General features: G+C 62.7%; 27 protein-coding genes. 12 read left to right on the plus strand and 15 right to left on the minus strand.

The window, feature by feature from the left end; translation table 11 throughout:
* Positions 1 to 10 precede the first annotated feature (10 nt).
* The 5 genes from NMB38_RS16265 to cysM form a co-directional block, all read right to left on the minus strand.
* Positions 11 to 550 carry a DUF2058 domain-containing protein gene (locus NMB38_RS16265; RefSeq protein WP_023534063.1) on the minus strand — a complete coding sequence of 180 codons (540 nt, stop codon included), beginning with the start codon at positions 548 to 550 and terminating at the stop codon, positions 11 to 13.
* Positions 551 to 576: 26 nt separating this feature from the next.
* Complete coding sequence (mazG, locus tag NMB38_RS16270) at positions 577 to 1,410, minus strand: nucleoside triphosphate pyrophosphohydrolase (protein ID WP_027913916.1); 834 nt, start codon at positions 1,408 to 1,410, stop codon at positions 577 to 579.
* Between the two features lie 85 nt (positions 1,411 to 1,495).
* A complete protein-coding gene (gene relA / locus NMB38_RS16275; RefSeq protein WP_027913915.1) occupies positions 1,496 to 3,736 on the minus strand; it encodes a GTP diphosphokinase in 2,241 nt (746 codons plus the stop codon).
* Between the two features lie 96 nt (positions 3,737 to 3,832).
* Complete coding sequence (rlmD, locus tag NMB38_RS16280) at positions 3,833 to 5,191, minus strand: 23S rRNA (uracil(1939)-C(5))-methyltransferase RlmD (RefSeq protein ID WP_027913914.1); 1,359 nt, start codon at positions 5,189 to 5,191, stop codon at positions 3,833 to 3,835.
* Entirely contained in the window at positions 5,192 to 6,091 is a 900-nt protein-coding gene (gene cysM, locus NMB38_RS16285; protein WP_027913913.1) for a cysteine synthase CysM, read from the minus strand.
* A 270-nt stretch (positions 6,092 to 6,361) separates the two neighbouring features.
* Between cysM and NMB38_RS16290 the strand changes: the two genes are divergently transcribed.
* Genes NMB38_RS16290 through NMB38_RS16305 form a run of 4 tightly spaced genes read left to right on the plus strand, consistent with a single transcriptional unit; the run spans position 6,362 to position 11,026 of the window.
* Positions 6,362 to 9,118: a response regulator gene (locus NMB38_RS16290; protein WP_028686872.1), complete on the plus strand. Its 2,757-nt coding sequence runs from the start codon at positions 6,362 to 6,364 to the stop codon at positions 9,116 to 9,118.
* A 48-nt stretch (positions 9,119 to 9,166) separates the two neighbouring features.
* Positions 9,167 to 10,156: a 2-hydroxyacid dehydrogenase gene (locus tag NMB38_RS16295; RefSeq protein ID WP_027913911.1), complete on the plus strand. Its 990-nt coding sequence runs from the start codon at positions 9,167 to 9,169 to the stop codon at positions 10,154 to 10,156.
* A 31-nt stretch (positions 10,157 to 10,187) separates the two neighbouring features.
* Positions 10,188 to 10,625, plus strand: coding sequence for a hypothetical protein (locus NMB38_RS16300; RefSeq protein WP_027913910.1), 438 nt, complete (start codon positions 10,188 to 10,190; stop codon positions 10,623 to 10,625).
* Positions 10,622 to 11,026 carry an META domain-containing protein gene (locus NMB38_RS16305; protein WP_028686873.1) on the plus strand — a complete coding sequence of 135 codons (405 nt, stop codon included), beginning with the start codon at positions 10,622 to 10,624 and terminating at the stop codon, positions 11,024 to 11,026. The genes NMB38_RS16300 and NMB38_RS16305 overlap by 4 nt, the downstream gene beginning before the upstream one ends.
* Before the next feature lie 75 nt (positions 11,027 to 11,101).
* Here the strand turns inward: NMB38_RS16305 and NMB38_RS16310 are convergent, their stop codons facing one another.
* On the minus strand, positions 11,102 to 11,566 hold the full coding sequence (locus NMB38_RS16310) for a TlpA disulfide reductase family protein (protein WP_028686874.1): 465 nt from the start codon (positions 11,564 to 11,566) through the stop codon (positions 11,102 to 11,104).
* Between the two features lie 85 nt (positions 11,567 to 11,651).
* Between NMB38_RS16310 and arsC the strand changes: the two genes are divergently transcribed.
* From arsC to NMB38_RS16325, 3 genes are read left to right on the plus strand one after another with little or no spacing between them, the layout of a single operon-like run.
* Entirely contained in the window at positions 11,652 to 12,005 is a 354-nt protein-coding gene (gene arsC / locus NMB38_RS16315) for an arsenate reductase (glutaredoxin) (protein ID WP_027913907.1), read from the plus strand.
* Positions 12,002 to 12,607: an NAD(P)H:quinone oxidoreductase gene (gene wrbA, locus NMB38_RS16320; RefSeq protein ID WP_059183696.1), complete on the plus strand. Its 606-nt coding sequence runs from the start codon at positions 12,002 to 12,004 to the stop codon at positions 12,605 to 12,607. Before arsC ends, wrbA begins: the two co-directional genes overlap by 4 nt.
* Entirely contained in the window at positions 12,600 to 13,013 is a 414-nt protein-coding gene (locus tag NMB38_RS16325; RefSeq protein ID WP_027913905.1) for a DUF2069 domain-containing protein, read from the plus strand. The genes wrbA and NMB38_RS16325 overlap by 8 nt, the downstream gene beginning before the upstream one ends.
* 24 nt (positions 13,014 to 13,037) lie before the next feature.
* Here NMB38_RS16325 and NMB38_RS16330 read toward each other — a convergent pair whose 3' ends face one another.
* A complete protein-coding gene (locus NMB38_RS16330) occupies positions 13,038 to 13,709 on the minus strand; it encodes a DNA-3-methyladenine glycosylase I (protein WP_027913904.1) in 672 nt (223 codons plus the stop codon).
* Positions 13,710 to 13,712: 3 nt separating this feature from the next.
* Entirely contained in the window at positions 13,713 to 14,537 is an 825-nt protein-coding gene (ttcA, locus tag NMB38_RS16335) for a tRNA 2-thiocytidine(32) synthetase TtcA (RefSeq protein ID WP_023534071.1), read from the minus strand.
* Positions 14,538 to 14,717: 180 nt separating this feature from the next.
* On the opposite strand from ttcA, the gene NMB38_RS16340 reads away from it, so the two are divergent.
* Positions 14,718 to 15,218, plus strand: coding sequence for a SprT family zinc-dependent metalloprotease (locus NMB38_RS16340; protein ID WP_028686876.1), 501 nt, complete (start codon positions 14,718 to 14,720; stop codon positions 15,216 to 15,218).
* Between the two features lie 79 nt (positions 15,219 to 15,297).
* Here the strand turns inward: NMB38_RS16340 and fpr are convergent, their stop codons facing one another.
* Positions 15,298 to 16,077 (minus strand): ferredoxin-NADP reductase, encoded by a 780-nt coding sequence (fpr, locus tag NMB38_RS16345; RefSeq protein ID WP_023534074.1) that lies wholly within the window; start codon positions 16,075 to 16,077, stop codon positions 15,298 to 15,300.
* Positions 16,078 to 16,198: 121 nt separating this feature from the next.
* Here fpr and NMB38_RS16350 point away from each other — a divergent pair, with 121 nt between their 5' ends.
* Positions 16,199 to 17,125 (plus strand): LysR family transcriptional regulator, encoded by a 927-nt coding sequence (locus tag NMB38_RS16350; protein ID WP_027913902.1) that lies wholly within the window; start codon positions 16,199 to 16,201, stop codon positions 17,123 to 17,125.
* Between the two features lie 14 nt (positions 17,126 to 17,139).
* Here the strand turns inward: NMB38_RS16350 and NMB38_RS16355 are convergent, their stop codons facing one another.
* From NMB38_RS16355 to NMB38_RS16365, 3 genes are all read right to left on the minus strand, one after another.
* Positions 17,140 to 17,508, minus strand: coding sequence for a diacylglycerol kinase (locus NMB38_RS16355; protein ID WP_027913901.1), 369 nt, complete (start codon positions 17,506 to 17,508; stop codon positions 17,140 to 17,142).
* Between the two features lie 73 nt (positions 17,509 to 17,581).
* Positions 17,582 to 18,232 (minus strand): response regulator transcription factor ErdR, encoded by a 651-nt coding sequence (erdR, locus tag NMB38_RS16360; protein ID WP_027913900.1) that lies wholly within the window; start codon positions 18,230 to 18,232, stop codon positions 17,582 to 17,584.
* 175 nt (positions 18,233 to 18,407) lie between these two features.
* A complete protein-coding gene (locus tag NMB38_RS16365) occupies positions 18,408 to 19,118 on the minus strand; it encodes a tRNA-uridine aminocarboxypropyltransferase (RefSeq protein WP_345956357.1) in 711 nt (236 codons plus the stop codon).
* Positions 19,119 to 19,328: 210 nt separating this feature from the next.
* Between NMB38_RS16365 and NMB38_RS16370 the strand changes: the two genes are divergently transcribed.
* Together NMB38_RS16370 and NMB38_RS16375 are read left to right on the plus strand one after the other, a co-directional pair.
* The gene (locus NMB38_RS16370) at positions 19,329 to 19,748 is read left to right on the plus strand and encodes a quorum-sensing-regulated virulence factor family protein (RefSeq protein ID WP_027913898.1); all 420 of its coding nucleotides are present in this window, start codon (positions 19,329 to 19,331) and stop codon (positions 19,746 to 19,748) included.
* Between the two features lie 118 nt (positions 19,749 to 19,866).
* Positions 19,867 to 20,976, plus strand: coding sequence for an LOG family protein (locus NMB38_RS16375; RefSeq protein WP_050587300.1), 1,110 nt, complete (start codon positions 19,867 to 19,869; stop codon positions 20,974 to 20,976).
* Between the two features lie 15 nt (positions 20,977 to 20,991).
* Here NMB38_RS16375 and recX read toward each other — a convergent pair whose 3' ends face one another.
* From recX to NMB38_RS16390, 3 genes are all read right to left on the minus strand, one after another.
* Positions 20,992 to 21,459 carry a recombination regulator RecX gene (gene recX / locus NMB38_RS16380; RefSeq protein ID WP_027913897.1) on the minus strand — a complete coding sequence of 156 codons (468 nt, stop codon included), beginning with the start codon at positions 21,457 to 21,459 and terminating at the stop codon, positions 20,992 to 20,994.
* A gap of 20 nt (positions 21,460 to 21,479) precedes the next feature.
* Entirely contained in the window at positions 21,480 to 22,547 is a 1,068-nt protein-coding gene (gene recA, locus NMB38_RS16385) for a recombinase RecA (RefSeq protein ID WP_023534161.1), read from the minus strand.
* A 102-nt stretch (positions 22,548 to 22,649) separates the two neighbouring features.
* Positions 22,650 to 23,132, minus strand: coding sequence for a CinA family protein (locus NMB38_RS16390; protein ID WP_027913896.1), 483 nt, complete (start codon positions 23,130 to 23,132; stop codon positions 22,650 to 22,652).
* 199 nt (positions 23,133 to 23,331) lie between these two features.
* Here NMB38_RS16390 and mutS point away from each other — a divergent pair, with 199 nt between their 5' ends.
* Positions 23,332 to 25,905, plus strand: a complete 2,574-nt coding sequence (mutS, locus tag NMB38_RS16395) for a DNA mismatch repair protein MutS (protein ID WP_023534160.1) — start codon at positions 23,332 to 23,334, stop codon at positions 25,903 to 25,905.
* Positions 25,906 to 25,936: the final 31 nt, after the last annotated feature.

A 25,936-nucleotide genomic window follows, 5' to 3' on the forward strand; every position in this document is an offset into this window, starting at 1 on the left:
CCTTGCAGCGTTACCACATCAGATCGTCAGGGATCTTGTACGCCGCATACGGATCGTCGTCATCGGCTTCCTCGACATGGGTATTGAGCAGTAATACCCGGCCCGGGTCGCGTTCCTGAATCTTGACGGCAGCCTCGCGGGGAATGACCTCATAGCCGCCCCCGTAGGACACCACCGCCAGCGCACCATTGCTCAACTTGCTGCGCATCAGGGCGTTGACCGCGATACGTTTGACCTTTTTGTCGTCGACGAAGTTGTAGTAATCCTCGGTCGTGAGCTTGGGCAGGCGGGTCGCTTCGATCAGTTGCTTGATCTGCGCGGCGCGTGCCTTCTTTTCGGCTTTTTCCTGCTGTTCACGGTTGAGCGCCTGATCACGCTTGGCCTTTTCAGCCATGGCTTCCTTGGCCAGCCGCTGCTGGGTATCGTCCACGTCGACCTGGCCTTTGTGCTCCAGGCGCTTCTGTTTCTTTTCAGCCTTGTTGGCCTGAGAAACCTGTTTCTGGTTGACCAGCCCGGCTTTGAGCAATTGGTCGCGAAGGGAAAGGCTCATGAATGTTCACTCACTTATGCAACAGCTCAGCCGCAGCTGGGCAGGTTCTTTTCCTGACGCTTGGCTTCACCCCAAAGGGTGTCCAGCGCATCAAGGTTACAATCTTCAATGGCAGTGCCGCTGTCACGCAACGCCTGCTCGATAAAGCGAAAACGTCGCTCGAACTTGCGATTGGCTCGGCGCAAGGCGTTTTCAGGGTCATGTTTCAAGTGACGCGCCAGGTTGACCACCGCGAACAGCAAATCGCCTACTTCGTCTTCCAGCGCATCGTTGTCCCCGTCGGCCATGGCCTGCAACACTTCGCCGAGTTCCTCACGCACCTTGTCCACAACCGGCAAGGCCTCGGGCCAGTCGAAACCGACGGTGGCCGCACGTTTTTGCAGTTTGGCCGCCCGGGACAAGGCAGGCAATGCCGTCGGCACATCGTCGAGCAACGACAGCTGCTCTGGTCGGCTTTTTTGCGCCCGCTCCTGCGCCTTGATTTCTTCCCAGCGTGACTTGACCTGCGCATCGCTCAGGCTGGGCGTCTCCAGCGGCGCATACAGGTCCCCGGTCGGAAAGACATGCGGGTGGCGACGAATGAGCTTGCGGGTGATGCCATCCACCACGCCGTCGAACGCGAAACGGCCCTCCTCCCGAGCAAGCTGGCTGTAGTAGACCACCTGGAACAGCAGATCACCCAACTCGCCTTGCAAGTCCTCGAAATCGCCGCGTTCGATGGTGTCCGCCACCTCGTAAGCTTCTTCGAGGGTGTGCGGGACGATGCTGGCATAGTCCTGCTTCAGGTCCCAGGGGCAGCCGTAGTGCGGGTCGCGCAAGCGAGCCATGAGGTGAAGCAGGTCCTGGAGGGTGTAGGTCATTCAGGCAAGTCCTTGACGGTCGGGCTTGGCGGGCAAACCGGCCCCACAGGTGAGGCGGTCTACCCGCAAATCGTGCACACGTGGTTCAGGGCGTACGATTACGCCGTGTCTCGATGATGTTCGGCAACTGCGAGATACGCCCCAGCAAGCGCCCAAGGGCGTCCAAACCGGGAATCTCGATGGTCAGCGACATCAGCGCCGTGTTGTCTTCCTTGTTCGAGCGGGTGTTGACCGCCAGCACGTTGATCTTCTCGTTGAGCAGCACCTGGGAAACATCGCGCAGCAAACCGGGGCGGTCATAGGCACGGATGACGATATCGACCGGATAGGTCTGTACCGGTATCGGCCCCCAGCTGACCTGGATCATGCGCTCTGGCTCTTTGCCGGCCAGCTGCAACACCGAGGCGCAATCCTGGCGGTGGATGCTCACCCCGCGCCCCTGAGTGATGTAGCCGACGATGGCATCGCCAGGCAAGGGCTGGCAGCAACCGGCCATCTGCGTCAGCAGGTTGCCCACGCCCTGGATCTGGATGTCGCCACGCTTACCCCCACGCGGCCCACTGGGCTTGCGCGGCACCAGTTCGATCTGCTCGATGCGCTCAGGCTCCAGCAGCTGTTGCGCCGCGTTGACCAGGTGCGCCAGGCGCAGGTCCCCAGCCCCCAGGGACGCAAACATGTCCTCGGCCGTCTTGACGTTGGTCTTCTCGGCCAGGCGCTCGAAGTCGACCTGCGGCAGGCCCAACCGGCTGAGCTCGCGTTCGAGCAGCGTCTTGCCGGCGGCAACGTTCTGGTCGCGCGCCTGCAGCTTGAACCAGTGCACGATCTTGGCCCGCGCGCGCGAGGTGGTGACATAGCCCAGGTTCGAGTTCAGCCAGTCACGGCTCGGGTTGCCATGCTTGCTGGTGATGATTTCGACCTGCTCGCCAGTCTGCAGGCTGTAGTTGAGCGGCACGATGCGCCCGTTGATCTTGGCACCCCGGCAGTTGTGGCCGATCTCGGTGTGTACCCGGTAGGCGAAGTCCAGGGGCGTCGCCCCTTTTGGCAGGTCGATGGCGTGACCGTCCGGGGTGAATACGTACACCCGGTCGGGCTCGATGTCGACCCGCAGTTGCTCGGCCAGCCCCCCGATGTCGCCCAGTTCTTCATGCCACTCCAGTACCTGGCGCAGCCAGGAAATCTTTTCTTCGTAGTGGTTTGAGCTGGGCTTGACGTCGGTGCCCTTGTATCGCCAGTGGGCACAGACGCCAAGCTCCGCTTCTTCGTGCATGCCGTGGGTGCGGATCTGCACTTCCAGCACCTTGCCTTCCGGGCCGATCACAGCCGTGTGCAGGGAGCGGTAGCCGTTTTCCTTGGGGTTGGCGATGTAGTCGTCGAATTCCTTGGGGATGTGACGCCACAAGGTGTGCACGATACCCAGGGCGGTGTAGCAGTCGCGTATCTCGGGGACCAGCACCCGCACGGCGCGCACGTCGTAGATCTGGCTGAATTCCAGGCCCTTGCGCTGCATCTTGCGCCAGATCGAGTAGATGTGCTTGGCGCGGCCACTGATGTCCGCCTTCACCCCGGTGGCCAGCAGTTCGTTCTGCAACTGGTTCATGACATCGCTGATGAAGCGTTCACGGTCCAGGCGGCGCTCGTGCAACAGCTTGGCGATCTGCTTGTACTGCTCGGGCTCGAGGTAGCGGAACGACAGGTCTTCCAGTTCCCACTTGATATGCCCGATACCCAGACGGTGGGCCAGGGGGGCGTAGATGTCGAACACTTCCCGCGCCACCCGCAGGCGCTTCTCGTCGTCAGCGGACTTGACCGCCCGAATGGCACAGGTGCGTTCGGCCAGCTTGATCAACGCCACGCGAACGTCGTCGACCATCGCCACCAGCATCTTGCGCAGGTTCTCGACCTGCGCCTGGGAGCCGAGCACCAGCGACTGGCGGGGGCTGAGGCTGGCACTGATCGCAGCCATGCGCAGCACGCCATCGATCAGCTTGGACACGACCGGCCCGAAGCGCTGGCTGACTTCGGCCAGGGTGACCTTGCCTTCTCGCACAGCGCGGTAGATGACCGCCGCTACCAGGGAGTCCTGGTCAAGCTTGAGGTCCGCGAGGATCTCGGCGATCTCAAGACCTGCCTGATAGCTCGACGTACCATCGGCCCAGGAATGCTTGGCCGGGTTGCCCTTCTTCTCGACTTCCTGGGCAAACTCGCAGGCCTCTTTGAGCGCTGCGCGGTCGAGCGCCGAATCGACGCTGACCACATGGTCCAACCACGCTTCGAGATTGATACTGCCGTCGGTATTGACCGGCTGGTGCACTCTCACCTGTACCATCTTTGTTTTACCTTTCCATACAGCGCACCCTGCGGGTGCACTGGCAATCACCGCACGGCTGCCATTCCCTGGAAGCCGCACCAAGGGGCCAGCTGGCTAGCCCACTTCGAATAACGCCATGGCTTCGACATGCGCCGTTTGAGGAAACATGTCGAGAATCCCGGCCCTTGTTAACCGGTACCCCTGCCCGACCAGCACTTGGGCGTCTCGCGCCAGTGTGGCCGGGTTGCACGATACATAGACCAGCCGCTTGGCCCCAAGACGGGCGATGCCTTGCACCACCTCCCATGCACCGTCGCGCGGTGGGTCCAAGAGTACCGCAGAAAAGCCCTCGGCGGCCCATTCCATGCCCGTCAACGGCTGCGATAAATCGGCCTGAAAAAACTGCGCGTTATGCACATCGTTGCCGCGGGCGTTAGCCGCCGCGCGATCGACCATGGCCTGCACGCCCTCTACCGCCACCACCTCACGAGCGTTCCGTGCCAGCGGCAAGGCAAAATTGCCCAGGCCGCAGAACAAGTCCAGTACCCGCTCTTCGGGCTGCGGAGCGAGCCAGGCCAGGGCCTGCTCGATCATGGCGGTATTGACCTGGGCATTGACCTGCACGAAGTCGCCGGGGCGCCAGTCCAGCTGCAGCTGCCAAGGCGCCAGGACGAAACCCAACGGCCCAGTGGCATCCACCGGCTGCGGCTCGCCTTCACCCTGCAACCACAGCTGCGCGTTGGCCTCGGCGCAGAACGCCTGCAAGCGCGCTACATCGTCGGGCGGCAACGGCGCGACATGACGCACCAGCACCGCCTCGGCCGTGCCGCTGAACAGTTCCACATGGCCCAGGGCCTGGGGCTTGACCAACGAGCGCAGCACCGTAGGCAAGTGACGCAGGATCGACTGCAAGGGCTGTACCAGCACCAGGCAATCATCGATGGCAACGATGTCCTGACTGGCCTGCGCCCTGAAGCCGACGGCCAACTGGCGGGTCTTGGGGTCCCAGCGCACGGCCACACGGGCGCGACGACGGTAGCCGAAAGCGGCCCCGGTCAAGGGCGCGGCCCACTGCTCGGGCTGCACACCGGCCACCCGTTGCAGTTGCTCGGCCAGGGTGCGCTGTTTGAGCGCTAGCTGGGCCTCGTGGGGCAGGTGCTGAAGGTTGCACCCCCCGCACTGGCCGTAGTACTTGCACGGGGCATCGCGGCGCTCGGGACTGGCCTGGAGCACCCGCTCCAGCCGCGCCTCGACCACTTTGCCACGGGCATTGAGCACCCTCGACTCGACCTCCTCGCCTGCCAGGGCGCCGGTGACGAACCAGGTGCGCCCTTCATGGAAGGCAATACCGCGACCGTCCCCTGACAGGCGCTCGACGACCAGCCGTTGCTTCTTGCCCACGGGAACCTGGGGACTACGATTGCCACCGGCTGGCTGAAAGCGCAGGCCGCTGTTGGTTTTCTTCTTGGACATTTAGCTCGGATCGAACAGGCCAGTGGACAGGTAACGGTCGCCGCGGTCGCAGATGATGGCCACCAACGTGGCATTTTCCACCTCCCGGGACAGGCGCAGCATGGCGGCGACTGCACCACCGGAAGACACGCCGCAGAAAATGCCCTCTTCACGAGCAAGCCTGCGCATGGTCTGCTCGGCCTCGTCCTGGGACATGTCGACGATGCGATCGACCCGGGCTGCGTCGAAGATTTTTGGCAGGTATTCCTGGGGCCAGCGGCGAATACCCGGAATGGCCGCGCCTTCCATCGGCTGCAAGCCGACGATCTGCACCGCAGGGTTCTGCTCCTTGAGGTACTGCGAGCACCCCATGATGGTCCCGGTAGTGCCCATCGAACTGATGAAGTGGGTAACGCGCCCCTGGGTCTGCTGCCAGATTTCCGGGCCGGTACTGGTGTAGTGCGCAATCGGGTTGTCACCGTTGGCGAACTGGTCGAGCACCACGCCACGGCCATCGGCTTCCAGCTGCTGGGCCAGGTCGCGGGCCCCTTCCATGCCCTCTTCCTTGGTCACCAGGATCAGCTCGGCGCCGTAGGCTGCCATCGCCGCCTTGCGTTCGGCCGTGGAGTTGTCGGGCATGATCAGGATCATCTTGTAACCCTTGATTGCCGCCGCCATGGCCAAGGCGATGCCGGTGTTGCCGGAAGTGGCTTCGATCAGCGTATCGCCGGGTTTGATCTGACCGCGCGATTCTGCACGGGCGATCATCGACAGCGCGGGGCGATCCTTGACCGAGCCGGCAGGATTGTTGCCCTCGAGCTTGAGCAGCAAGGTATTGCTGGTCTGGCCAGCCAGGCGCTGCAGGCGAACCAGGGGCGTATTGCCGACGCAATCGGCGATGGTTGGATACTGCAAGGTCATGGTGTCTTTCACAATCCGGACGGCAGGGGCGACCATCATACCGGCAAACCCTGCTTCGCCATATCACGCAATCTGAGGTGCATATAGCTGCAAGCTATAAAGCCTGTGCAATGCCTTGCCCACGCACTGCGCAGGCCCTGTGGACCCATGCCAATGCGCAGGCTGCCCATGCGCACGGAGTTAACTCGTGCAATGGCTGGCGAGGCGGAGTAACGTCCCCGCTTGGCCGCCTTGCAAGGCGGCATCCAGGCACATTGACAGGAGGCGAGTGTGCTCGACCGTTTGGGAATTCGCAGCCGTGTGCTGTTGCTGGCGCTGCTGCCAGCCGGATTGATGGCCTTGGTACTGGGCAGCTATTTCACCTGGCTGCAACAGAGCGACCTGCGCACGCAATTGCTGCAACGGGGCAAGATGCTGGCCGAGCAGCTGGCGCCGCTGGCAGCCCCGGCCATGGCCCGCAAGGCGCCTGCACAACTGGAGCGCATTGCCGCGCAGACCCTCGAACAGGCCGACGTACGCGCCGTCGCCTTCCTGACACCGGACCGTAGTCGGCTGGCCCATGCCGGCCCGAGCATGCTCAACCAACCGCCCAGCGGCGGCAGCGGCACCCAGTTGCTACAACGCAGTGGCAACGATGCCACTCGCTACCTGATGCCGGTGTTCGGCCACCACCGCGACCTGGCCACCGACGCCGTGCCTGCCGAAGCCGAACGCTTGCTGGGCTGGGTGGAAATCGAACTGTCCCATGACGGCACCTTGCTGCGCGGCTACCGCAACCTCTTCACCACGCTGCTCCTGATCCTGGCCTGTTTGGTGGTCAGCGGGCTGCTGGCCCTGCGCATGAGCCGTGCCATCAACACCCCGATCGAGCGCATCAAGCATGCCGTCAACCAGCTCAAGGACGGCCACCTGGAGGAACGCCTGCCGGCCATGGGCAGTCACGAGCTGGACGAACTGGCCCACGGCATCAACCGCATGGCCGAGACCCTGCACAGTGCCCACGAAGAGCTGCAGCACAGCATCGACCAGGCCACCGAAGACGTCCGGCAAAACCTTGAAACCATCGAGATCCAGAACATCGAGCTGGACATGGCCCGCAAGGAGGCCCTGGAAGCCAGTCGGATCAAGTCGGAATTTCTGGCCAACATGAGCCATGAAATCCGCACGCCGCTCAACGGCATTCTGGGCTTTACCCACCTGCTGCAGAAAAGCGAGCTGATGCCACGCCAGGTGGACTACCTGAACACCATCGAGAAGTCAGCTGACAACTTGCTCGGGATCATCAACGAGATTCTCGATTTCTCCAAGATCGAGGCGGGCAAGCTGGTGCTCGACAGCATCCCCTTCAACCTGCGCGACCTGATCCAGGACACCTTGACCATCCTGGCGCCGGCGGCCCATGCCAAGCAGCTTGAGCTGCTGTGCCTGATCTACCGCGATACGCCCTCCTCGCTGATCGGTGACCCGCTGCGGCTCAAGCAGATCCTCACCAACCTGGTCAGCAACGCGATCAAGTTCACCCGCGAAGGCACCATCGTCGTGCGTGCCATGCTCGAGGACGAGCACGAGGACAGCGCCCAGTTGCGCATCAGTGTCCAGGACACCGGCATCGGCCTGTCGCCTCAAGACGTACGTACGCTGTTCCAGGCCTTCAGCCAAGCTGACAACTCCCTGGCCCGCCAGCCAGGTGGTACTGGCCTGGGGCTGGTGATCTCCAAGCGCCTGATCGAGCAGATGGGTGGCGAGATCGGCGTCGACAGTACCCCTGGCGAGGGCTCGCAATTCTGGATCAGCTTGAACCTGCCCAAGGCGCACGACGATGCCGAGGAGCTCCCTTTGCAGCCCTTGCTCGGGCGTCGCGCCGCCATCGTCGATGGCCACGAACTGGCGCGACAGGCTCTGGAGCACCAATTGCAGGACTGCGGCCTGAGCGTCTGTGTCTTTACCTCCTACGAGCAACTGGTGCAGGCGGTGCAAGCTGCCAGCCAGGCGGGGCAGCCGTTCGACTTCGCCGTGCTGGGCGCCAACGTGGGCTCCCTGGCGCCCGAACAACTGGGCCAGTACTACCAGCACCTGGAGCGGCATCATTGCCAGTGCGTGGTGCTGTGCCCCACCACCGAACAGGCGCTCTATCACCCTTACCTGTCCAATGGCCACGGTCAGCTGTTGTCCAAGCCATCCTGCACACGCAAGCTGCGCCGCCTGCTGCTGGAAATGGTCCAGCCCCGCCGGTTGCAGGGCGAGGTCAGCGCCATGGCGGGCCAGCAGCGCCAGCCAAAGGTGCTGTGCGTGGATGACAATGCGGCCAATCTCTTGCTGGTGCAGACCTTGCTGGAAGACCTGGGCGCCCGGGTGACGGCTGTCGACAATGGTTACGCGGCGGTACAGGCCGTGCAGAGCGAACCGTTCGACCTGGTACTGATGGACGTGCAGATGCCTGGCATGGACGGACGCGCCTGTACCGAACAGATTCGCCTCTGGGAAAACACCCAGAGCGGCAACCCGTTGCCGATCGTTGCGCTGACCGCCCACGCAATGGCCAATGAAAAACGCGCCTTGCTCCATGGCGGCATGGACGACTACCTGACCAAGCCGATCAGCGAGCGGCAGCTGGCACAGGTGGTGATGAAGTGGACCGGCCTGAGCCTTGGCCCTTCGCCGCAGATGCCGTCGGGCCTGCCCACCGGGCCTGACGAGTTGAAGGTGCTTGACCATGACGAAGGCCTGCGCCTGGCGGCAGGCAAAGCCGATCTGGCCGCCGACATGCTGAGCATGCTGCTGGCCTCGCTGGAAGATGACCGCGCCGCCATTCTGGGTGCGCGTGAAGCGCGTGACCGTCATACGCTCATCGAGCAGGTGCACCGGCTCAACGGCGCTTCTCGCTACTGCGGTGTACCTCAACTACGTGCCGCCTGCCAACGCAGCGAAACCCTGCTCAAACAGGACAGCCCCTTGGCTGGGGAGGCGCTCGATGAACTGGACAACGCGATCAGCCGGCTGGCAGCCGAGGCCAGGCTGAGTATTTGAAGGCACCCGCCCTTTCCACCGACCAGTGCCCATGCACAAGGAGCCACCATGCGCGCCCTGCTCTTCAGCAGTCAGCACTATGACCAGGAGAGTTTCACCCAGGCCGCCCTAGGCGGCGGCGTGGCACTGCACTTTCAGTCCGCCCGACTTACGGCCGATACCGCGCCGCTGGCCCAGGGCTTTGATGTGGTCTGCCCCTTCATCAACGACGAGCTCGACGCGACGGTGCTGCAATGCCTGGCGCGCGGTGGTACGCGCCTGGTGGCGTTGCGTTCGGCGGGGTACAACCATGTCGACCTGGCTGCGGCCAAGCGACTGGGGATAGACGTGGTGCGCGTGCCGGCCTACTCGCCCCAAGCCGTGGCCGAGCACGCCGTGGCGCTGATACTGGCGCTCAATCGGCGCTTGCATCGGGCCTACAACCGCACACGGGAAGGCGACTTCACCTTGCACGGCCTGACCGGTTTCGACTTGCATGGCAAGACCGTCGGGGTGGTCGGCACCGGCCAGATCGGCGCGGCCTTCGCGCGCATCATGGCTGGCTTCGGCTGCCAACTGCTGGCTTACGACCCCTGCCCCGACCCGCAGCTTGAGGCCTTGGGCGTGCGCTACATGAGTTTGCCAGCGTTGCTGGGCCAGGCACGCATCATCAGCCTGCACTGCCCGTTGACGCCAGGCACCCGGCACCTGATCAACGCGCAGAGCCTGGCGCACCTGCAACCTGGCGCCATGCTCATCAATACCGGGCGCGGGGCGCTGGTCGATACGCCGGCATTGCTCGATGCGCTCAAGAGCGGCCAGCTGGGCTACCTGGGCCTTGACGTCTACGAAGAAGAAGCCAAAGTGTTCTTCGAAGACCGTTCGGACCTGCCCCTGCAGGACGATGTGCTGGCGCGCCTGCTGACATTCCCCAATGTGATCGTGACTGCCCATCAAGCCTTCCTCACCCACGAGGCCTTGCAGGCCATTGCCCAGACGACCCTCGAGAACATTGCCAGCTGGGCGGCAGGCAGGGCGCAGAACCTGGTGACCGGTTAATGCTAGGATACGCGGCATTTAGGGAGGACCCATGGTCGAACACGATTTTCGTTACACCCTCTTCAACCCGCAGCACACGCTGATCGAGTGCCGCGCCCTGGTGCCTGGTCGCTACCAGGTCACAGGCAACGGCGGCTCGATGCACAAGGGCGATACCCTGCTGGTCACCCTCAAGGGCAGCAAGGACTTGACCATGCGCCTGACCGTGGACAGCGTCCGGCACCTGATCAACCCGCGTGGACAGTGGGTTGCCGTGGCCAACGGGCCGGTCTTCCACGAACTGGAGATTCTGGCCTGGCAAGTGGCGTGCGACAGCTGCGATGCGGTACTGGATTTCGAATTTGCGGTCGATGCCAAGCTGGGCAAAGCAGCGCGTCAGCCTGCAGCCAACGCCCGCATCGCCGAACTGGGCTGGGCAAGCCAGGACGCCCGGCACCTCTGCCCCCGTTGCCAGGAGCCTGCACAATGAAACACCTGCTCACCAGCGCACTGATCGTCACCGGCCTGCTTGGCTGCGCGACAGCCCCTTCGGACCTGCAGCAAGACCGCAGCTACGTACTGGAGTGGATCGGGGAGCGCCCCCTGCTCGACGACAGCCACTTGAGCATGACCCTGGGCAGCGACGGGCGCGCCTACGGCAATGCAGGCTGCAATCACTGGTTCGCGGCCTACACCCTCGACGGCGGGCGCTTGAGTTTTGGCAGCGTCGGCAGCACCCGCAAGCTGTGTGCACCGGCCTTGATGGAACAGGAAAAACGCTTCCTGCAGGCCCTTGGCAAGGTGACGCGCTGGGACTTGGCGCCCGATCAGCAACTGCGCTTGTGGCCAACCGACGGCAAGCCGCTGCGCCTGTGGCCTGAAGAGGGCTGATCAGGCGGCCCGTTACCCACGGGGCCTGGCCTGGCGTGACAGGTCAGCGCCCCGTTCGCACCGCCCGTGCCAGTGTCAGCCCTGTTTCAGGGCCTTGATTTTGGCCTTCAAGCCTTCGAGCGTCTGCTCACCGAGCAACTGCTCACGCACCTTGCCCTTGTCATCGATGATGTAGGTCACCGGCAGCGCTTCGCTGCGGGGCAGGTCGTAGCGCTCGGCGGGGTCCTGGGCCAGCACGGTGAAACCGATGCCCAGCGTGTCGGCCGCCTGCTTGAGGTCCGCGCCTTGCAGGCCATCGAAATTCACCCCCACCACCTTGATGCCGTCAGCGGCCCATCGCTTGGCAGCGGCATTGAGCTCGGGAATTTCGGTGCGGCAGGGCCCGCACCACTCCGCCCAGTAGTTGAGCACCAGCCAGTGCCCATCCAGGTGTTCGGCCTTTACCGTGTTGCCATGCTGGTCCACGCCATAATCGGCACCGCAGCCACCAAGCAACAGGCTCGCGGTGATGGCCATTACTGCTGCCAGACGCCTTGCCATGGGTCAATCCTTCTCGAGTTTTAGAGCAAATGGGACAGTCGCTGCGGTTAGAATACCGGTCACACCTTGCCGGATGCGACCCCACATGACTGACCTGACGCTCTATCATAACCCGCGCTGCTCCAAATCCCGCGGCGCGCTGGATCTGCTCGAGGCCCGCGGCCTGGCGCCTACCGTGGTGCGCTACCTGGAAACACCCCCCGATGTGGCCACGCTCAAGGCGCTGTTGGACAAGCTGGGCATGCCGCCCCGTCAACTGCTGCGTACGGGCGAGGACGACTACGCTCAACTGAACCTGGCCGACCCGACACTCAGCGACGCCCAGCTGATCGACGCCATGGCGACCCATCCCAAGCTGATCGAGCGGCCAATTCTGGTAGCCGGCGACAAGGCCGTGATCGGCCGCCCACCCGAAAAAATCCTGGAGATCCTGCCGTGAGCGAACCTTACATCCTGGTGCTTTACTACAGCCGCCATGGCTCGACCAGCGAGATGGCCCGGCACATCGCCCGTGGCATCGAGCTGGGCGGCATGGAAGCACGCCTGCGCACCGTACCGGCAGTGTCCAGCGAATGCGAGGCGGTCGCGCCCGACGTGCCGACCAGTGGCGCACCCTACGCCACCCTCGACGACCTGCGCCACTGCTCGGGGCTGGCCCTGGGCAGCCCTACCCGCTTCGGCAACATGGCCGCTGCGCTCAAATACTTTCTGGACGGTACCAGCCCCTTGTGGCTGGGCGGCGAGCTGGTGGGCAAGCCCGCCGGTGTGTTCACCTCCACCGCGAGCTTGCACGGTGGCCAGGAGAGCACCCTGCTGTCGATGATGCTGCCCTTGCTGCACCACGGCATGTTGGTACTGGGCCTGCCCTACAGCGAGTCAGCCCTGATCGAGACCCGTGGCGGCGGCACACCTTACGGGGCAAGCCACCACGCCGGCGCCGACGGCAAGCGTGACCTCGATGAGCACGAAATCGCCTTGTGCCGCGCCTTGGGGCAACGCCTGGCGACCACGGCCAAAGCTTTGGAGACCACGCGTGGCTAAGGCGCGAAAACCGCTGCCTGCGCAAGCATGGCTGGCACCCCGGGTGCGGGTGACGCGGGCGCTGAGCTTGGCCTTCGTGCTGGGGTTGATCGCGCTGCTGGTGGTTAACAACCTGTGGTTCGCCAACCTGCATGGCGCGCGGGTGAGCGTGATCCTGGCCATCGAACTGCTGCCACTGCTGCTGGTATTGCCAGGCATGTTAAGCGCCAGCGCCCGGGCTCATGCCTGGGCCTGTTTCGTGGTCAACATCTACTTCATCAAGGGGGTGGTGGCAGCGTTCGATCCTGCCCGGGCGCTGTCTGGCTGGCTTGAGCTGTTGCTCAGCCTGGGGCTGTTCACGGCTGCGCTGCTGTATGTGCGCTGGAAGTTCCAGTACCAAAGGCGCCTGGCCGGCGAAGGCAACTGATGGGGGCGGGCCCGCCCCGTCGGCTCAGTGATTGACGGTGTGGGCCAGCATCACCGACAGCTGGCACAACGGCCGGCCGCTTTGTTCTTGCCACTGGTTGAAGGCGTCCTGCACCAGGGCCAGGTCGCGCTGGCTGGTGGGCTTCTTATCGATGACCTTCTGAGCGATCAGCGCTGCCGACATATCGTCGGTAGGCACGAAGGTGTCCTTGCCGACCATGCGCAGGAAACGTGGCGCGGACAAACCGCCCAACTGGTTGCCGTGCTTGGTCAGGTATTTCCACAAACCCACGATATCGGTGACTGGCCAATCGGCGATGAAGTCGCCGAAGCTGCCCCACTGTTTTTCGATGTCCAGCACCATCTGGGCGTTGCGCGGCACGCTCTTGAGCTTGCCCAGGTGCCGGATGATGCGGGTGTCCTGCATCAGCCGCTCAAGGTGCTCGGCACTCATCAGCACGACCTTTTCCGGGTCGAAGCCGAAGAACACCTGCTCGAAGGCCGGCCACTTGGCGTCCACCAGGCTGTGCTTGAGCCCGGCGCGAAATACACGCAGGGCAAGGGTCGACAAGTAGCGATCAGCGCTGGTCGCCCTTAGCTGCTCCGGGCTACGGGGGTGCGGCAAGGCCGCCTCCAAGGCGCGGGCAGAGCCGAAGCGGTTCAGGCAGAACTCGTGCAACCACTGATAATCACGCATGAGTCAGATGTTCACCACGTCAAGAAAACGCGGGGTGGCGTTTTCATCGATCGTCAGGCTGGTGAAATCGAAGAGATTACGGTCGGCCAACTGCGACGGCGCAACATTCTGCAGGGCGCGGAAGATGCTTTCGGTACGACCTGGGTGCTTGCGCTCCCATTCGACCAGCATGTCCTTGACCACCTGACGCTGCAGGTTCTCCTGCGAGCCGCACAGGTTGCAGGGGATGATCGGGAACGCCTTCATGTCCGAGTACGCCTGGATATCTTTCTCGCTGCAATAGGCCAGCGGACGGATCACCACGTTACGGCCGTCGTCGGCACGCAGTTTTGGCGGCATGCCTTTGAGGGCACCGTTGAAGAACATGTTGAGGAAAAATGTTTCGACGATGTCGTCACGATGATGGCCTAGCGCCATCTTAGTGGCACCAATTTCATCGGCGAAGGTGTACAAGGTACCGCGGCGCAGGCGTGAGCAGAGCGAGCAGGTGGTCTTGCCTTCCGGGACCAGCTCCTTGACCACCGAGTAAGTGTCCTTCTCGACGATGTGGTACTCGACGCCCAGTTCCTTGAGGTAGGCCGGCAGCACGTGCTCGGGGAAGCCCGGCTGCTTCTGGTCCATGTTCACCGCCACGATCTGGAACGAGATCGGCGCCACCTTCTGCAGGTGCAACAGAACATCGAGCATGGTGTAGCTGTCCTTGCCGCCGGACAGGCAGACCATGACCTTGTCGCCATCCTCGATCATGTTGTAGTCGGTGATGGCTTCGCCGGCGAGACGACGCAGACGTTTTTGCAATTTGTTCTGGTTGACCGAAAGGGTGCCCATAGCGCTTGAATCCGCGAGGTGTGACAAAAGCCGGCTATTTTACGCACAATTCCAGCTGGGCTGTAGGCATTCCGACAAAGACTTCAGGGCGATCACGCTCGAATAACCCGCCGTGTGACCAATGGCTGGGTGAGCGCACTGCCGCTGCGGCATAATGGTCGCCAGAGGATTCATTGCCCCATGCCCGAACTGCTCATCCAACGCGTTGAAACCTGCTATCAGCAAGCTGAACGGTTTTTCGATCGCGCCTTCCCCCGCCCGCAGATCAGTTTCAAGCTGCGCGGGCAAAAAGCCGGGGTCGCTCACCTGCACGAAAACAAGCTGCGTTTCAACCTGCAGCTCTACCGCGAGAACCACGAAGACTTCCTGCGCCAGACCGTGGCGCACGAGGTCGCCCACTTGGTCGCACACCAGGTCTTCGGCGAAGGTATCCAGGCCCACGGGCAGGAGTGGCAGTTGATCATGCGCGGCGTCTACGAACTACCGCCCGCGCGCTGTCACAACTACGCCGTCAAGCGCCGCGTGGTGACCCGCTACCTCTACCGCTGCCCCTGCCCCTGCCCGCAAAGCGAGTTTGCGTTCACGGCGCAGCGGCACGCGCTGGTAGGGCAAGGCCGTCGGTACCTGTGCAAACGTTGCAGGCAGCTGCTGGTCTACAGCGGCCAGACGCGGGTCGAATAGCGGCCTGAGTGATGAAGCAGGCAAAAAAACGGTCCGTTGACGCGGGGTCAACGGACCGTCTGGTCATGCTGAGCGCGCCTTACTTCTCGACGAACGCTCGCTCGATCAGGTAATCGCCCGGCTCGCGCATGCGTGGGGAGATTTTCAGGCCGAAGCTGTCCAGCACTTCGCTGGTCTCATCGAGCATGCTCGGGCTGCCGCAAATCATCGCGCGGTCATCCTGCGGGTTGATCGGCGGCAGGCCGATGTCGCTGAACAACTTGCCGCTGCGCATCAGGTCGGTCAGACGGCCCTGATTCTCGAAAGGCTCGCGGGTAACGGTCGGGTAATAGATCAGCTTTTCGCGTACGGCATCGCCGAAGAATTCGTTCTGCGGCAAGTGCTCGGTGATGAACTCACGGTAGGCCACTTCGTTCACGTAGCGCACGCCGTGGACCAGGATCACCTTCTCGAAACGCTCGTAGGTTTCAGGGTCCTGGATCACGCTCATGAACGGCGCCAGGCCAGTGCCGGTGCTGAGCAGGTACAAGTGCTTGCCAGGGTTGAGGTCGTCGAGCACCAGCGTACCGGTAGGCTTCTTGCTGATGATGATCTCATCGCCTTCCTTCAGGTGCTGCAGCTGCGAGGTCAGCGGGCCGTCGGGCACCTTGATGCTGAAGAACTCCAGGTGCTCCTCCCAGTTCGGCGAGGCGATGGAGTAGGCGCGCATGAGCGGACGGCCGGAGTCCTGCTGCAGGCCGATCATCACGAACTGACCGTTCTCGAAGCGCAGCCCCGGATCACGGGTGCACTTGAAGCTGAACAGCGTGTCGTTCCAGTGGTGCACACTGAGGACACGTTCGTGGTTCATGTTGCTCATCTAATGGGGCTCCTGAAAAAAGTCGCAGCGCGCACGAGGCGCAGAGTTGCGCGATAGTTTAGGGGCAGCGACAATATCTGTTAACTGGATTATCAAGATATGTGTTATCGGTTATATCGATATGCGATTCACACTACGTCAACTGCAGGTCTTCGTGGCCGTCGCCCAGCACCAGAGCGTTTCACGCGCTGCCAGCGTGCTCGCGCTGTCGCAGTCGGCTGCCAGCACCTCCATCACCGAGCTTGAGCGCCAGAGCAGTTGCCAGCTGTTCGACCGCGCGGGCAAGCGCCTGAGCCTCAATGCCTTGGGTCACCAGTTGCTGCCACAAGCTGTGGCGTTACTGGACCAGGCCAAGGAGATCGAGGACCTGCTCAACGGCAAGTCAGGCTTCGGCTCCCTCGCCGTGGGCGCTACGCTCACCATTGGCAACTACTTGGCAACCCTGCTGATCGGCAGCTTCATGCAGCGACACCCCGAAAGCCAGGTGAAGCTGCACGTACAAAATACCGTGCATATCGTGCAGCAAGTTGCCCACCACGAAATTGACCTGGGTCTGATCGAAGGTGATTGCAATCATCCGGACCTTGAGGTGCAGCCTTGGGTGGCGGATGAACTGGTGGTGTTCTGCGCCCCTCAACATCCATTGGCCAGGCAGGGCCGCGCCGACATCGCCACGCTGGCCCGTGAGGCCTGGATCCTGCGCGAGCAAGGCTCGGGCACGCGCCTGACGTTCGACCAGGCCATGCGGCACCACCGCGCACAGCTGGACATCCGCCTGGAACTGGAGCACACCGAGGCCATCAAGCGCGCCGTGGAATCGGGCCTGGGCATCGGATGCATTTCACGCCTCGCCCTGCGCGATGCCTTTCGCCGAGGCAGCCTGGTGGCAGTGGAAACACCCGAGGTGGACTTGATGCGCCAGTTCTACTTCATCTGGCACAAGCAGAAATACCAGACCTCGGCGATGCGCGAGTTTCTGGAACTCTGTCGCCACTTCACAGCTGGCGTCACGCGCAGCGACGAGATCGTGCTGCCGCCCATCGCCTGAGCCGTCCAGGCGCTCTACAGCAGGATCACGCCCCACACGATCGCCACCATGCACAACGACACCAGCTGGGCAGCGCTGCCCATGTCCTTGGCGTTTTTCGACAACGGGTGGCGTTCGAGAGAAATGCGATCGATCGCCGCCTCCACCGCCGAATTGAACAGCTCGACGATCAGTCCAAGCAGGCACACCGCGATCATGATCGCCCGCTCCGCACGGCTTACCGGCAACCAGAATGCAACAGGCACCAGCACGACGTTGAGCAGCACCAGCTGGCGGAACGCAGCCTCGCCCTTGAAGGCGGCGCGCAGCCCGTCCAGGGAATAGCCTGCGGCGTTGAGGATTCGTTTCAGGCCAGTCTGGCCCTTGAAAGGTGATGGCGTCATGAGGTTCGCTTAGCTACAAAAAGGCCGGCAGACTAGGCTGGCAAGGGTCAAAAAAGCGTGAAGCCACGTACAGTCAGGTGCTGGCAACCGATTCAAGTTGTTGCAGCAACAAAGCGGCCTGGGTGCGCGTGCGCACGCCCAGTTTGCGGAAAATGGCCGTCACATGGGCCTTGATGGTAGCTTCGGACACACTCAGCTCGTAGGCGATCTGCTTGTTAAGCAAGCCCTCGCAGACCATGGTCAGCACCCGAAACTGCTGCGGCGTGAGGCTAGCGAGGCCTTCGCTGGCAGCCTTCGCTTCGGCAGGCACATCGACCTTCTCGAACGCCTGCGGTGGCCACCACACGTCGCCATCGAGCACTTTGCGCACCGCATCCTGAATCACTTCAAGGGTGCTCGATTTGGGAATGAACCCGCTGGCGCCGAACTCGCGGGACTTGACCACGACCGCAGCCTCCTCCTGCGCCGAAACCATCACCACCGGTATCTGCGGGTACTGCCCGCGCAGCAGGACCAATCCGGAAAAACCATAGGCACCCGGCATGTTCAGGTCCAGCAGCACCAGGTCCCAGTCTGCCTTCTCGCTCAGGCGGTTTTCCAGCTCGGCGATACTTGCCACTTCCACCAGGCGCACGTCCGGGCCCATGCCCAGGGTTACGGCCTGGCGCAGTGCACCGCGAAACAGCGGGTGGTCATCGGCAATCAGGATTTCATATGTGGCCATCGATCTAAGGATCCTGTTCTGTACCAAGGGCCCGTCGACACGGGCACGTTGGCGGGAATCGGCGCCAAGGATGCCGAGCGGCAACGGCAAAGGTCAAGCCAGCCTGCCAGTCGTTCAACCCGCCTCGGCGGCATGCCGGCCATTATGAACCAAAGCCGGTAGGCTGCCCCTTGGACTATAGGAAGGTATGCAGGCGCTGGTGAACAGCATCCTGCTCATCCAGAGGCAGGCGACGCTTGCCACTGAGGTAGTGCAAGCTGAAGACGTCCAGATAGGCATCCAGTGCCTGTGAGGCGAGGTGGTCCCCAGCCAGGTCCAGGCACATCGCGGCTACTTCCGCCGTGCAGAAGTGGTTATCGCGCCGCGAGCGGCGCAGGCGGTAGCGCGACATCTGCTCGGGCTGCAGGCTCAGCACCGGAAAACGCTCCAGGTACGGACTTTTGCGGAACATCTTGCGCGCCTCGGTCCAGGTGGCGTCGAGCAGGATGAACAATGGCCGCTTCTCAGGCGAGCGCACCACGTCCGTCACGACGCGCTCCGGCGCCACGAATTCACCCGGGAACACGATGTACGGCTGCCATTGCGGGTCATCGAGCAATGCCAGCAAGCCTTCGTTTACCGAGGTTCGCAGCCAGCCGAAGGCTGATGTGTCTTCGATCAGGTCAGCGATGAGCCAGCCGGTGTTGGTTGGCTTGAGCGGCTCGGTATCGTGCATCAACAGGCAGATGCCCGACTCGGCACTGACACTGGGCTTCCAGTCACACAGGCAATGCGTGGCGATGACCCGGCAGCCCGGGCAACGCTCGGCACGTGAGCCGCGTGCGACGAAGGGTTTGTTGCTGCGTGCCAGGCGTTCGGCGCGCAGCCGTGCGACGGCATGACTCATGCCGGCACGCGGTGCAGAAGAGAGGTGGCAGTCACAGCAATTGCTCGATTGAAAACGGCCGGCAGTTTACCAGAATGCTGGCCAGTTGCTGTGCAGACGACCAGTGCGCCCCTATACTCGCGATTTCAAGCGCCATACGGGCGGCAGCGATTACGGAACGCCGCCTGTCCTTGCCTGTCCAAGCGCCAGTCACCGAACCAGGAGAGATCCATGCTGCGCCTTATCGCCCCCGCCCTGAGCTTGCTGCTCGCATTGCCACTTGCAGCCCAGGCGGCTTCCAAGCAGGACTATGACCTGAACACGATGCTGCAAAAGGTTGCCAAGGAAAGCAGCGTCGGCACACCCCGCGCCATCAACGAAGACATTCTCGACCAAGGCTATACCGTCGAAGGCAAGGCCCTGATCAATCATCTCAGCGTACGCGCCGACCATGCTGCGCGCATGCAGGCCAACCCTGAGCAGGTGCGTAGCCAGTTGGGCGACAGCGTTTGCCGCAACAGCGGGTTCCGCAACCTGATGTCCAAGGGCGCAGTGATGGTGTACCGCTTCACGGTCTACAAGACCAATCAGCCGTTGATGGATCAGGCCTTCGACAGCGCCAGCTGCGTTGCCGGTAACAAGAAGAAGTAAATCTTCGACTACCGCTCAAGCCCCGTCCGGGCGCCCTCATGCGCCCGACGCCCTGATACGGGCTGGGCGTGACCGGTGCTAAAGGGCTAGATTGATGAGGTGCAGAAGGAGAAGTTGCATGCCCTATCAATCGAATGACCTGCTTTCCAGCCACTTCCGCGATCATGACATCGACCTGAGCTACATCGACGCGCAACTCGAACGCGTGGCCCCCGATAGCCCCAACCTGCCCCTCTATCGCGACATGATGCTGACGGTCCTGCGCATGGCCCATGACGATGCCGACCGCTGGAGCACCAAGATCACCCTGCAAGCGCTGCGCGAACTCGACCAGTCCTTTCGCGCACTGCGTCGCCACAAGCATCGCCGCAAGGTCACCGTCTTCGGCTCGGCGCGTACGCCGCTGGAGCATCCCATGTATGCCCTGGCCCGTGAGCTGGGTGCTGCGCTGGCCCGCTCGGACCTGATGGTCATCACCGGGGGTGGTGGCGGTATCATGGCCGCCGCCCATGAAGGTTCAGGCGCCGACAACAGCCTTGGCTTCAACATCACCCTGCCCTTCGAGCAACATGCCAACCCAACGATAGACGGCACCGACAAGCTGCTGTCGTTTCACTTCTTTTTCATTCGCAAGTTGTTTTTCGTCAAGGAAGCAGACGCGCTGGTGTTGTGCCCCGGAGGGTTCGGTACGCTCGATGAGGCACTGGAAGTGCTGACGCTTATCCAGACAGGCAAGAGCCCGCTGGTACCGGTGGTGCTGTTGGACTCGCCGCAGGGTACTTTCTGGCAGGACTGCCTGACGTTCATTCGCCATCAGTTGCAAGACAACCGCTACATCCTCCCAGGCGACCTCAAGCTGCTGCGCCTGGTGCACAGTGCTGACGAAGCTGTCGAGGAAATCAATCAGTTTTACCGAAACTACCACTCCAGCCGCTGGCTGAAACGCCAGTTCGTCCTGCGCATGCACCGGCCACTCACGCCCGAAGCGTTGCACGCAATTGGCGAGCGGTTTAGTGATCTCTGCCTGAGCGGCAGCTTCGAGCAAACGCCTGACAGCAATGTCGAAAACGAGACCGGGGATTTTGGGCACCTGACACGCCTGTGCTTCGCTTTTACCGGCCGTGATCAAGGCCGACTGCGAGAGCTGGTGGACTTCATCAATCTGCCGCAACATTGGGCTGTTGCGCCACCGACCTGCCTTGAACAGCGGTTGCCGGATCTATCCTAGGCGCAGGCTGTGCGCTCAGTCGTCCCAGCCTCGACCACTAAGCAGCCTGCCAATCATGTCCATGGGGAAACCGCGATAAGCGAGGAAACGCATTTGCTGCGCACGCGCCTTGGGGTCTTCAGGGCGTTGCCCGGCATATTTGCGCTGCCATACTTCAAACAGCCGCTCGCCCCAGTCGATTTGACTCTCGCGAAGCGCCGCGTCGATATCACCACGCGCCAAGCCGCGCTGCCCGAGCTCCTCACGGATTCGGGCAGGGCCATAACCTGAACTGGATCGATAGCGAATGAAGCTTTCCAGATAACGAGCTTCACTCAGCAAGCCTTCGTCGCTCAGCCGATCGAGCTCAGGCTCGATCAGCGTCTGCAACGCCCCGCGCTGAAGTAACTTGCGGGTCAATTCCACGCGACCATGCTCACGTCGCGCAAGCAGGTCCATGGCTGCCCGCCGAATGGCGACGGGAGTGTCGAGTACGGCAGGCATGTTCGGCTACGTTCGCGTGATCAATAGCCAGCTTCGGCTTCGGCCACGTCACCCGCATCGGCCTGTGCGGCTGCAGCCTTGGCAGCAGCGGCTACAGCACCGGCATTGAGCAGCTTGTCGCGGATCTGCTTCTCGATTTCGCTACCGATAGCGGGATTCTCATGCAGGTACTTGGCAGCATTCGCCTTGCCCTGACCGATCTTGTTGCCTTGGTAGCTGTACCAGGCGCCCGATTTCTCGACCAGGCCCTGAGACACGCCCAGATCGATGATTTCACCGTTACGGTAGATACCCTTGCCGTACAGAATCTGGAATTCCGCTTGACGGAACGGTGGCGCCACCTTGTTCTTGACGATCTTGACGCGGGTTTCACTACCCACCACCTCGTCGCCTTCCTTGACTGCACCGGTGCGGCGGATGTCCAGGCGAACCGAGGCATAGAACTTCAGTGCGTTGCCGCCGGTGGTGGTTTCCGGGCTACCGAACATCACGCCGATCTTCATACGGATCTGGTTGATGAAGATAACCAGGCAGTTGGCGTTCTTGATGTTACCGGTGATCTTGCGCAGCGCCTGGGACATCAGACGAGCCTGCAAGCCCACGTGCATGTCACCCATTTCGCCTTCGATTTCAGCCTTGGGTACCAGCGCCGCCACGGAGTCGACGATGATGACGTCGACCGCATTGGACCGTACCAACATGTCGGTAATTTCCAGCGCCTGCTCACCCGTGTCAGGCTGCGAAACCAGCAGGTCGTCTACGTTGACGCCCAGTTTGCCAGCGTACTCCGGATCAAGAGCATGCTCGGCATCGACGAACGCACAGGTGGCGCCACTTTTCTGGGCTTCGGCGATGACCGAGAGCGTGAGCGTGGTTTTACCTGACGATTCCGGGCCGTAGATTTCGACGATACGGCCTTTTGGCAGACCGCCGATACCCAGCGCGATGTCCAGCCCCAGAGAGCCGGTGGAAATGGAAGGGATGGCTTGGCGCTCATGGTCGCCCATGCGCATGACCGCGCCCTTACCGAATTGACGTTCGATTTGACCCAGGGCCGCAGCCAAGGCGCGCTTCTTGTTGTCGTCCATTGAAATCCTCACGTGTTCGACTTGGCCCTGATGGCCGGATAACTGTATAAGTAGCCAGTATTATTCCACAGGCGAGCGTTCGAGCAAACCCCCGATTTCGATTTAACCGATGCCAAGCTGTAACAAGCCTTCTAAGGCGGCGATGACGGTCTGGCGCCGCACGGCCTCGCGGTCGCCGTCGAACTGACGACGCTCGCTGACGACCTGCTGGCCATCGCTCCAGGCCAACCATACAGTCCCCACGGGCTTGTCGGCCGAACCGCCGCCGGGGCCGGCCACTCCGCTGACCGCCACGGCAAAGCGGGCGCCGCTGGCCAGCTGCGCGCCCTTGACCATGGCCTCGACCACCTCCTGACTTACGGCGCCCACCTGCCCGAACAACGCTTCGGGCACCCCGAGCTGACGCGTTTTTTGCCGGTTGGAATAGGTCACGTAGCCGGCTTCGAACCAGGCCGAGCTGCCGGCAATCCGGGTAATGGCCTCGGCAATGCCGCCGCCGGTACAGGATTCGGCGGTGCTCACATGCGCCCCCAGGCGTTGAAGGTGGTCACCCAGGCGAGTGGCGAGTGTGGTAATCGGGTCCATGCGAGGGCTCCTTGTAGACTGACTACTACCCTATCACCCCAATAGAGAAGCTTGCCCGGCAAACGTTCAGGTTTTCCAAGCCCCTGACGCAGCACCCATGGTGGGCAGGCACGGCGTTCGGCGCCTGCATCGCACCGAAAAAGCCTGTACCATTGCCGGTTTACCCTTGCCAACCAGATCACCCGCTGTAAGGCCGACCATGTCCGATCTCTCCGCACATACCCCAATGATGCAGCAGTACTGGAAGCTGAAAAACCAGCATCCGGACCAGCTGATGTTCTATCGCATGGGCGACTTCTACGAGATCTTCTATGAAGATGCGAAAAAGGCCGCCAGCCTGCTGGACATCACCCTGACCGCGCGCGGGCAGTCCGCCGGCCAGTCCATTCCCATGTGCGGGGTGCCGTTTCATTCCCTCGAGGGTTACCTGGCCAAGCTGGTCAAGCTGGGCGAATCGGTGGTCATCTGCGAGCAGATCGGCGACCCGGCCACCAGCAAGGGGCCGGTCGAGCGCCAGGTCGTGCGCATCATCACGCCAGGTACCGTCAGCGACGAAGCGCTGCTCGATGAGCGCCGTGACAACCTGATCGCAGCGCTGCTGGGCGACGAGCGCCTGTTTGGCCTGGCCGTGCTCGACATCACCAGCGGTCACTTCGGCGTCCAGGAGATCAAAGGCTGGGAAACCCTGCTGGCTGAACTGGACCGCCTCAACCCGGTCGAGCTGCTCATCCCGGATGACTGGCCACGCGACCTGCCTGCCGAGAAACGCCCCGGTGCGCGTCGCCGAGCGCCCTGGGACTTTGACCGCGACTCGGCGCGCAAAGCGCTCTGCCAACAATTTGCCACCAAGGACCTCAAGGGCTTTGGCTGTGACAAGCTGACCCTGGCCATCGGCGCCGCCGGCTGCCTGCTGGCCTATGCCAAGGAAACCCAGCGTACGGCCCTGCCGCACTTGCGCAGCCTGCGTCACGAGCGCCTGGACGACACCGTCATCCTCGACGGGGCCAGCCGTCGCAACCTGGAGCTGGACGTCAACCTGGCAGGTGGGCGTGACAATACCCTGCAATCGGTCGTCGATCGCTGCCAGACGGCCATGGCCAGCCGCCTGCTGAGCCGCTGGCTGAACCGTCCGCTGCGCGACCTCAAGGTCATACAGGCCCGCCAGGATTCGATCCGCTGCCTGCTCGACAGCTACCGGTTCGAAAAGCTGCAACCCCAGCTCAAGGAAATCGGCGATATCGAGCGCATCCTGGCCCGTATCGGCTTGCGCAACGCCCGCCCACGCGACCTGGCGCGGTTGCGAGACGCACTGGGCGCCCTGCCCGAGCTGCAGAATGCAATGACCGAGCTCGAGGCGCCGCACCTGGCACGCCTGGCCGCGATCACCGGCACCTACCCGGAGCTGGCCAGCCTGCTGGAGCGTGCGGTGGTCGACAACCCGCCTGCCGTGATCCGTGATGGAGGCGTGCTCAAGACCGGCTACGACAGCGAGCTCGACGAGCTACTGGCCATCAGCGAAAACGCCGGGCAGTTCCTGATCGACCTCGAGGCGCGTGAGAAGGCGCGCACCGGCCTTGCCAACCTCAAGGTCGGCTACAACCGTGTGCATGGCTATTTCATCGAGCTGCCTTCCAAGCAGGCTGAGCAGGCCCCGGTCGACTACATCCGCCGGCAGACCCTCAAGGGCGCCGAGCGTTTCATCACGCCGGAACTCAAGGCATTCGAGGACAAGGCGCTGTCGGCCAAGAGCCGCGCCCTGGCCCGGGAAAAGATGCTCTACGACGCGCTGCTGGAGACCCTGATCAGCCACTTGGCGCCACTGCAGGACAGTGCCGCCGCCCTGGCCGAACTGGACGTGCTCAGCAACCTGGCAGAGCGTGCCCTGAACCTGGACCTGAACTGCCCACGCTTCGTCGACGAGCCGTGCCTGCGCATCGAGCAGGGGCGTCACCCGGTGGTCGAGCAGGTGCTCACCACGCCGTTCGTGGCCAACGACCTGGGCCTGGACGACAGTACCCGGATGCTGATCATCACCGGGCCGAACATGGGTGGTAAGTCCACGTACATGCGCCAGACCGCACTGATCGTGCTGATGGCGCACATCGGCAGCTTCGTTCCAGCAGCGCGCTGCGAGCTGTCGGTGGTCGACCGCATCTTCACCCGCATTGGCTCGAGCGACGACTTGGCAGGCGGGCGCTCCACCTTCATGGTGGAAATGAGCGAAACCGCCAATATCCTGCACAACGCAACCGACCGCAGCCTGGTGCTGATGGACGAAGTAGGCCGCGGCACCAGTACCTTCGATGGCCTGTCGCTGGCCTGGGCAGCAGCCGAACGCCTGGCGCGCCTGCGGGCCTACACCTTGTTCGCTACCCACTATTTCGAACTGACCGTGTTGCCCGACAGTGAGCCGCTGGTGGCTAACGTGCACCTCAATGCAACGGAGCACAACGACCGTATCGTGTTCCTGCACCACGTGCTGCCAGGGCCTGCGAGCCAGAGCTATGGCCTGGCGGTTGCGCAACTGGCAGGTGTACCGGCGGTGGTCATCCAGCGCGCCCGTGAGCACCTGTCACGCCTGGAAACCACCAGCCTGCCGCACGACTCGACTCAGGTCACGAAAGCGCAGGATGCACCACAAGTGCCGCACCAGAGCGACCTGTTCGCCAGCCTGCCTCACCCAGCCATCGAGAAACTGGGCAAGCTGCAGCTTGATGACATGACACCGCGCCAAGCTATCGAAATGCTATATCAACTAAAGAACCTGTTATAACGGCAGCCATGACAAGCTGGTAGAATCCGCC

Source organism: Pseudomonas sp. FBCC-B35, assembly GCF_059133755.1.

Coding starts and splice junctions, on each gene's coding strand:
- ttcA (WP_023534071.1), bottom strand. CDS start 14,537: ATGGGCACCCTTTCGGTCAACCAGAACAAATTGCAAAAACGTCTGCGT.
- mazG (WP_027913916.1), bottom strand. CDS start 1,410: ATGACCTACACCCTCCAGGACCTGCTTCACCTCATGGCTCGCTTGCGC.
- NMB38_RS16310 (WP_028686874.1), bottom strand. CDS start 11,566: ATGGCAAGGCGTCTGGCAGCAGTAATGGCCATCACCGCGAGCCTGTTG.
- arsC (WP_027913907.1), top strand. CDS start 11,652: ATGACTGACCTGACGCTCTATCATAACCCGCGCTGCTCCAAATCCCGC.
- NMB38_RS16390 (WP_027913896.1), bottom strand. CDS start 23,132: ATGGACCCGATTACCACACTCGCCACTCGCCTGGGTGACCACCTTCAA.
- NMB38_RS16330 (WP_027913904.1), bottom strand. CDS start 13,709: ATGCGTGATTATCAGTGGTTGCACGAGTTCTGCCTGAACCGCTTCGGC.
- erdR (WP_027913900.1), bottom strand. CDS start 18,232: ATGGCCACATATGAAATCCTGATTGCCGATGACCACCCGCTGTTTCGC.
- rlmD (WP_027913914.1), bottom strand. CDS start 5,191: ATGTCCAAGAAGAAAACCAACAGCGGCCTGCGCTTTCAGCCAGCCGGT.
- NMB38_RS16295 (WP_027913911.1), top strand. CDS start 9,167: ATGCGCGCCCTGCTCTTCAGCAGTCAGCACTATGACCAGGAGAGTTTC.
- mutS (WP_023534160.1), top strand. CDS start 23,332: ATGTCCGATCTCTCCGCACATACCCCAATGATGCAGCAGTACTGGAAG.
- relA (WP_027913915.1), bottom strand. CDS start 3,736: ATGGTACAGGTGAGAGTGCACCAGCCGGTCAATACCGACGGCAGTATC.
- NMB38_RS16340 (WP_028686876.1), top strand. CDS start 14,718: ATGCCCGAACTGCTCATCCAACGCGTTGAAACCTGCTATCAGCAAGCT.
- recA (WP_023534161.1), bottom strand. CDS start 22,547: ATGGACGACAACAAGAAGCGCGCCTTGGCTGCGGCCCTGGGTCAAATC.
- NMB38_RS16355 (WP_027913901.1), bottom strand. CDS start 17,508: ATGACGCCATCACCTTTCAAGGGCCAGACTGGCCTGAAACGAATCCTC.
- fpr (WP_023534074.1), bottom strand. CDS start 16,077: ATGAGCAACATGAACCACGAACGTGTCCTCAGTGTGCACCACTGGAAC.
- NMB38_RS16365 (WP_345956357.1), bottom strand. CDS start 19,118: ATGAGTCATGCCGTCGCACGGCTGCGCGCCGAACGCCTGGCACGCAGC.
- NMB38_RS16370 (WP_027913898.1), top strand. CDS start 19,329: ATGCTGCGCCTTATCGCCCCCGCCCTGAGCTTGCTGCTCGCATTGCCA.
- NMB38_RS16305 (WP_028686873.1), top strand. CDS start 10,622: ATGAAACACCTGCTCACCAGCGCACTGATCGTCACCGGCCTGCTTGGC.
- NMB38_RS16350 (WP_027913902.1), top strand. CDS start 16,199: ATGCGATTCACACTACGTCAACTGCAGGTCTTCGTGGCCGTCGCCCAG.
- NMB38_RS16300 (WP_027913910.1), top strand. CDS start 10,188: ATGGTCGAACACGATTTTCGTTACACCCTCTTCAACCCGCAGCACACG.
- NMB38_RS16375 (WP_050587300.1), top strand. CDS start 19,867: ATGCCCTATCAATCGAATGACCTGCTTTCCAGCCACTTCCGCGATCAT.
- NMB38_RS16265 (WP_023534063.1), bottom strand. CDS start 550: ATGAGCCTTTCCCTTCGCGACCAATTGCTCAAAGCCGGGCTGGTCAAC.
- recX (WP_027913897.1), bottom strand. CDS start 21,459: ATGCCTGCCGTACTCGACACTCCCGTCGCCATTCGGCGGGCAGCCATG.
- cysM (WP_027913913.1), bottom strand. CDS start 6,091: ATGACCTTGCAGTATCCAACCATCGCCGATTGCGTCGGCAATACGCCC.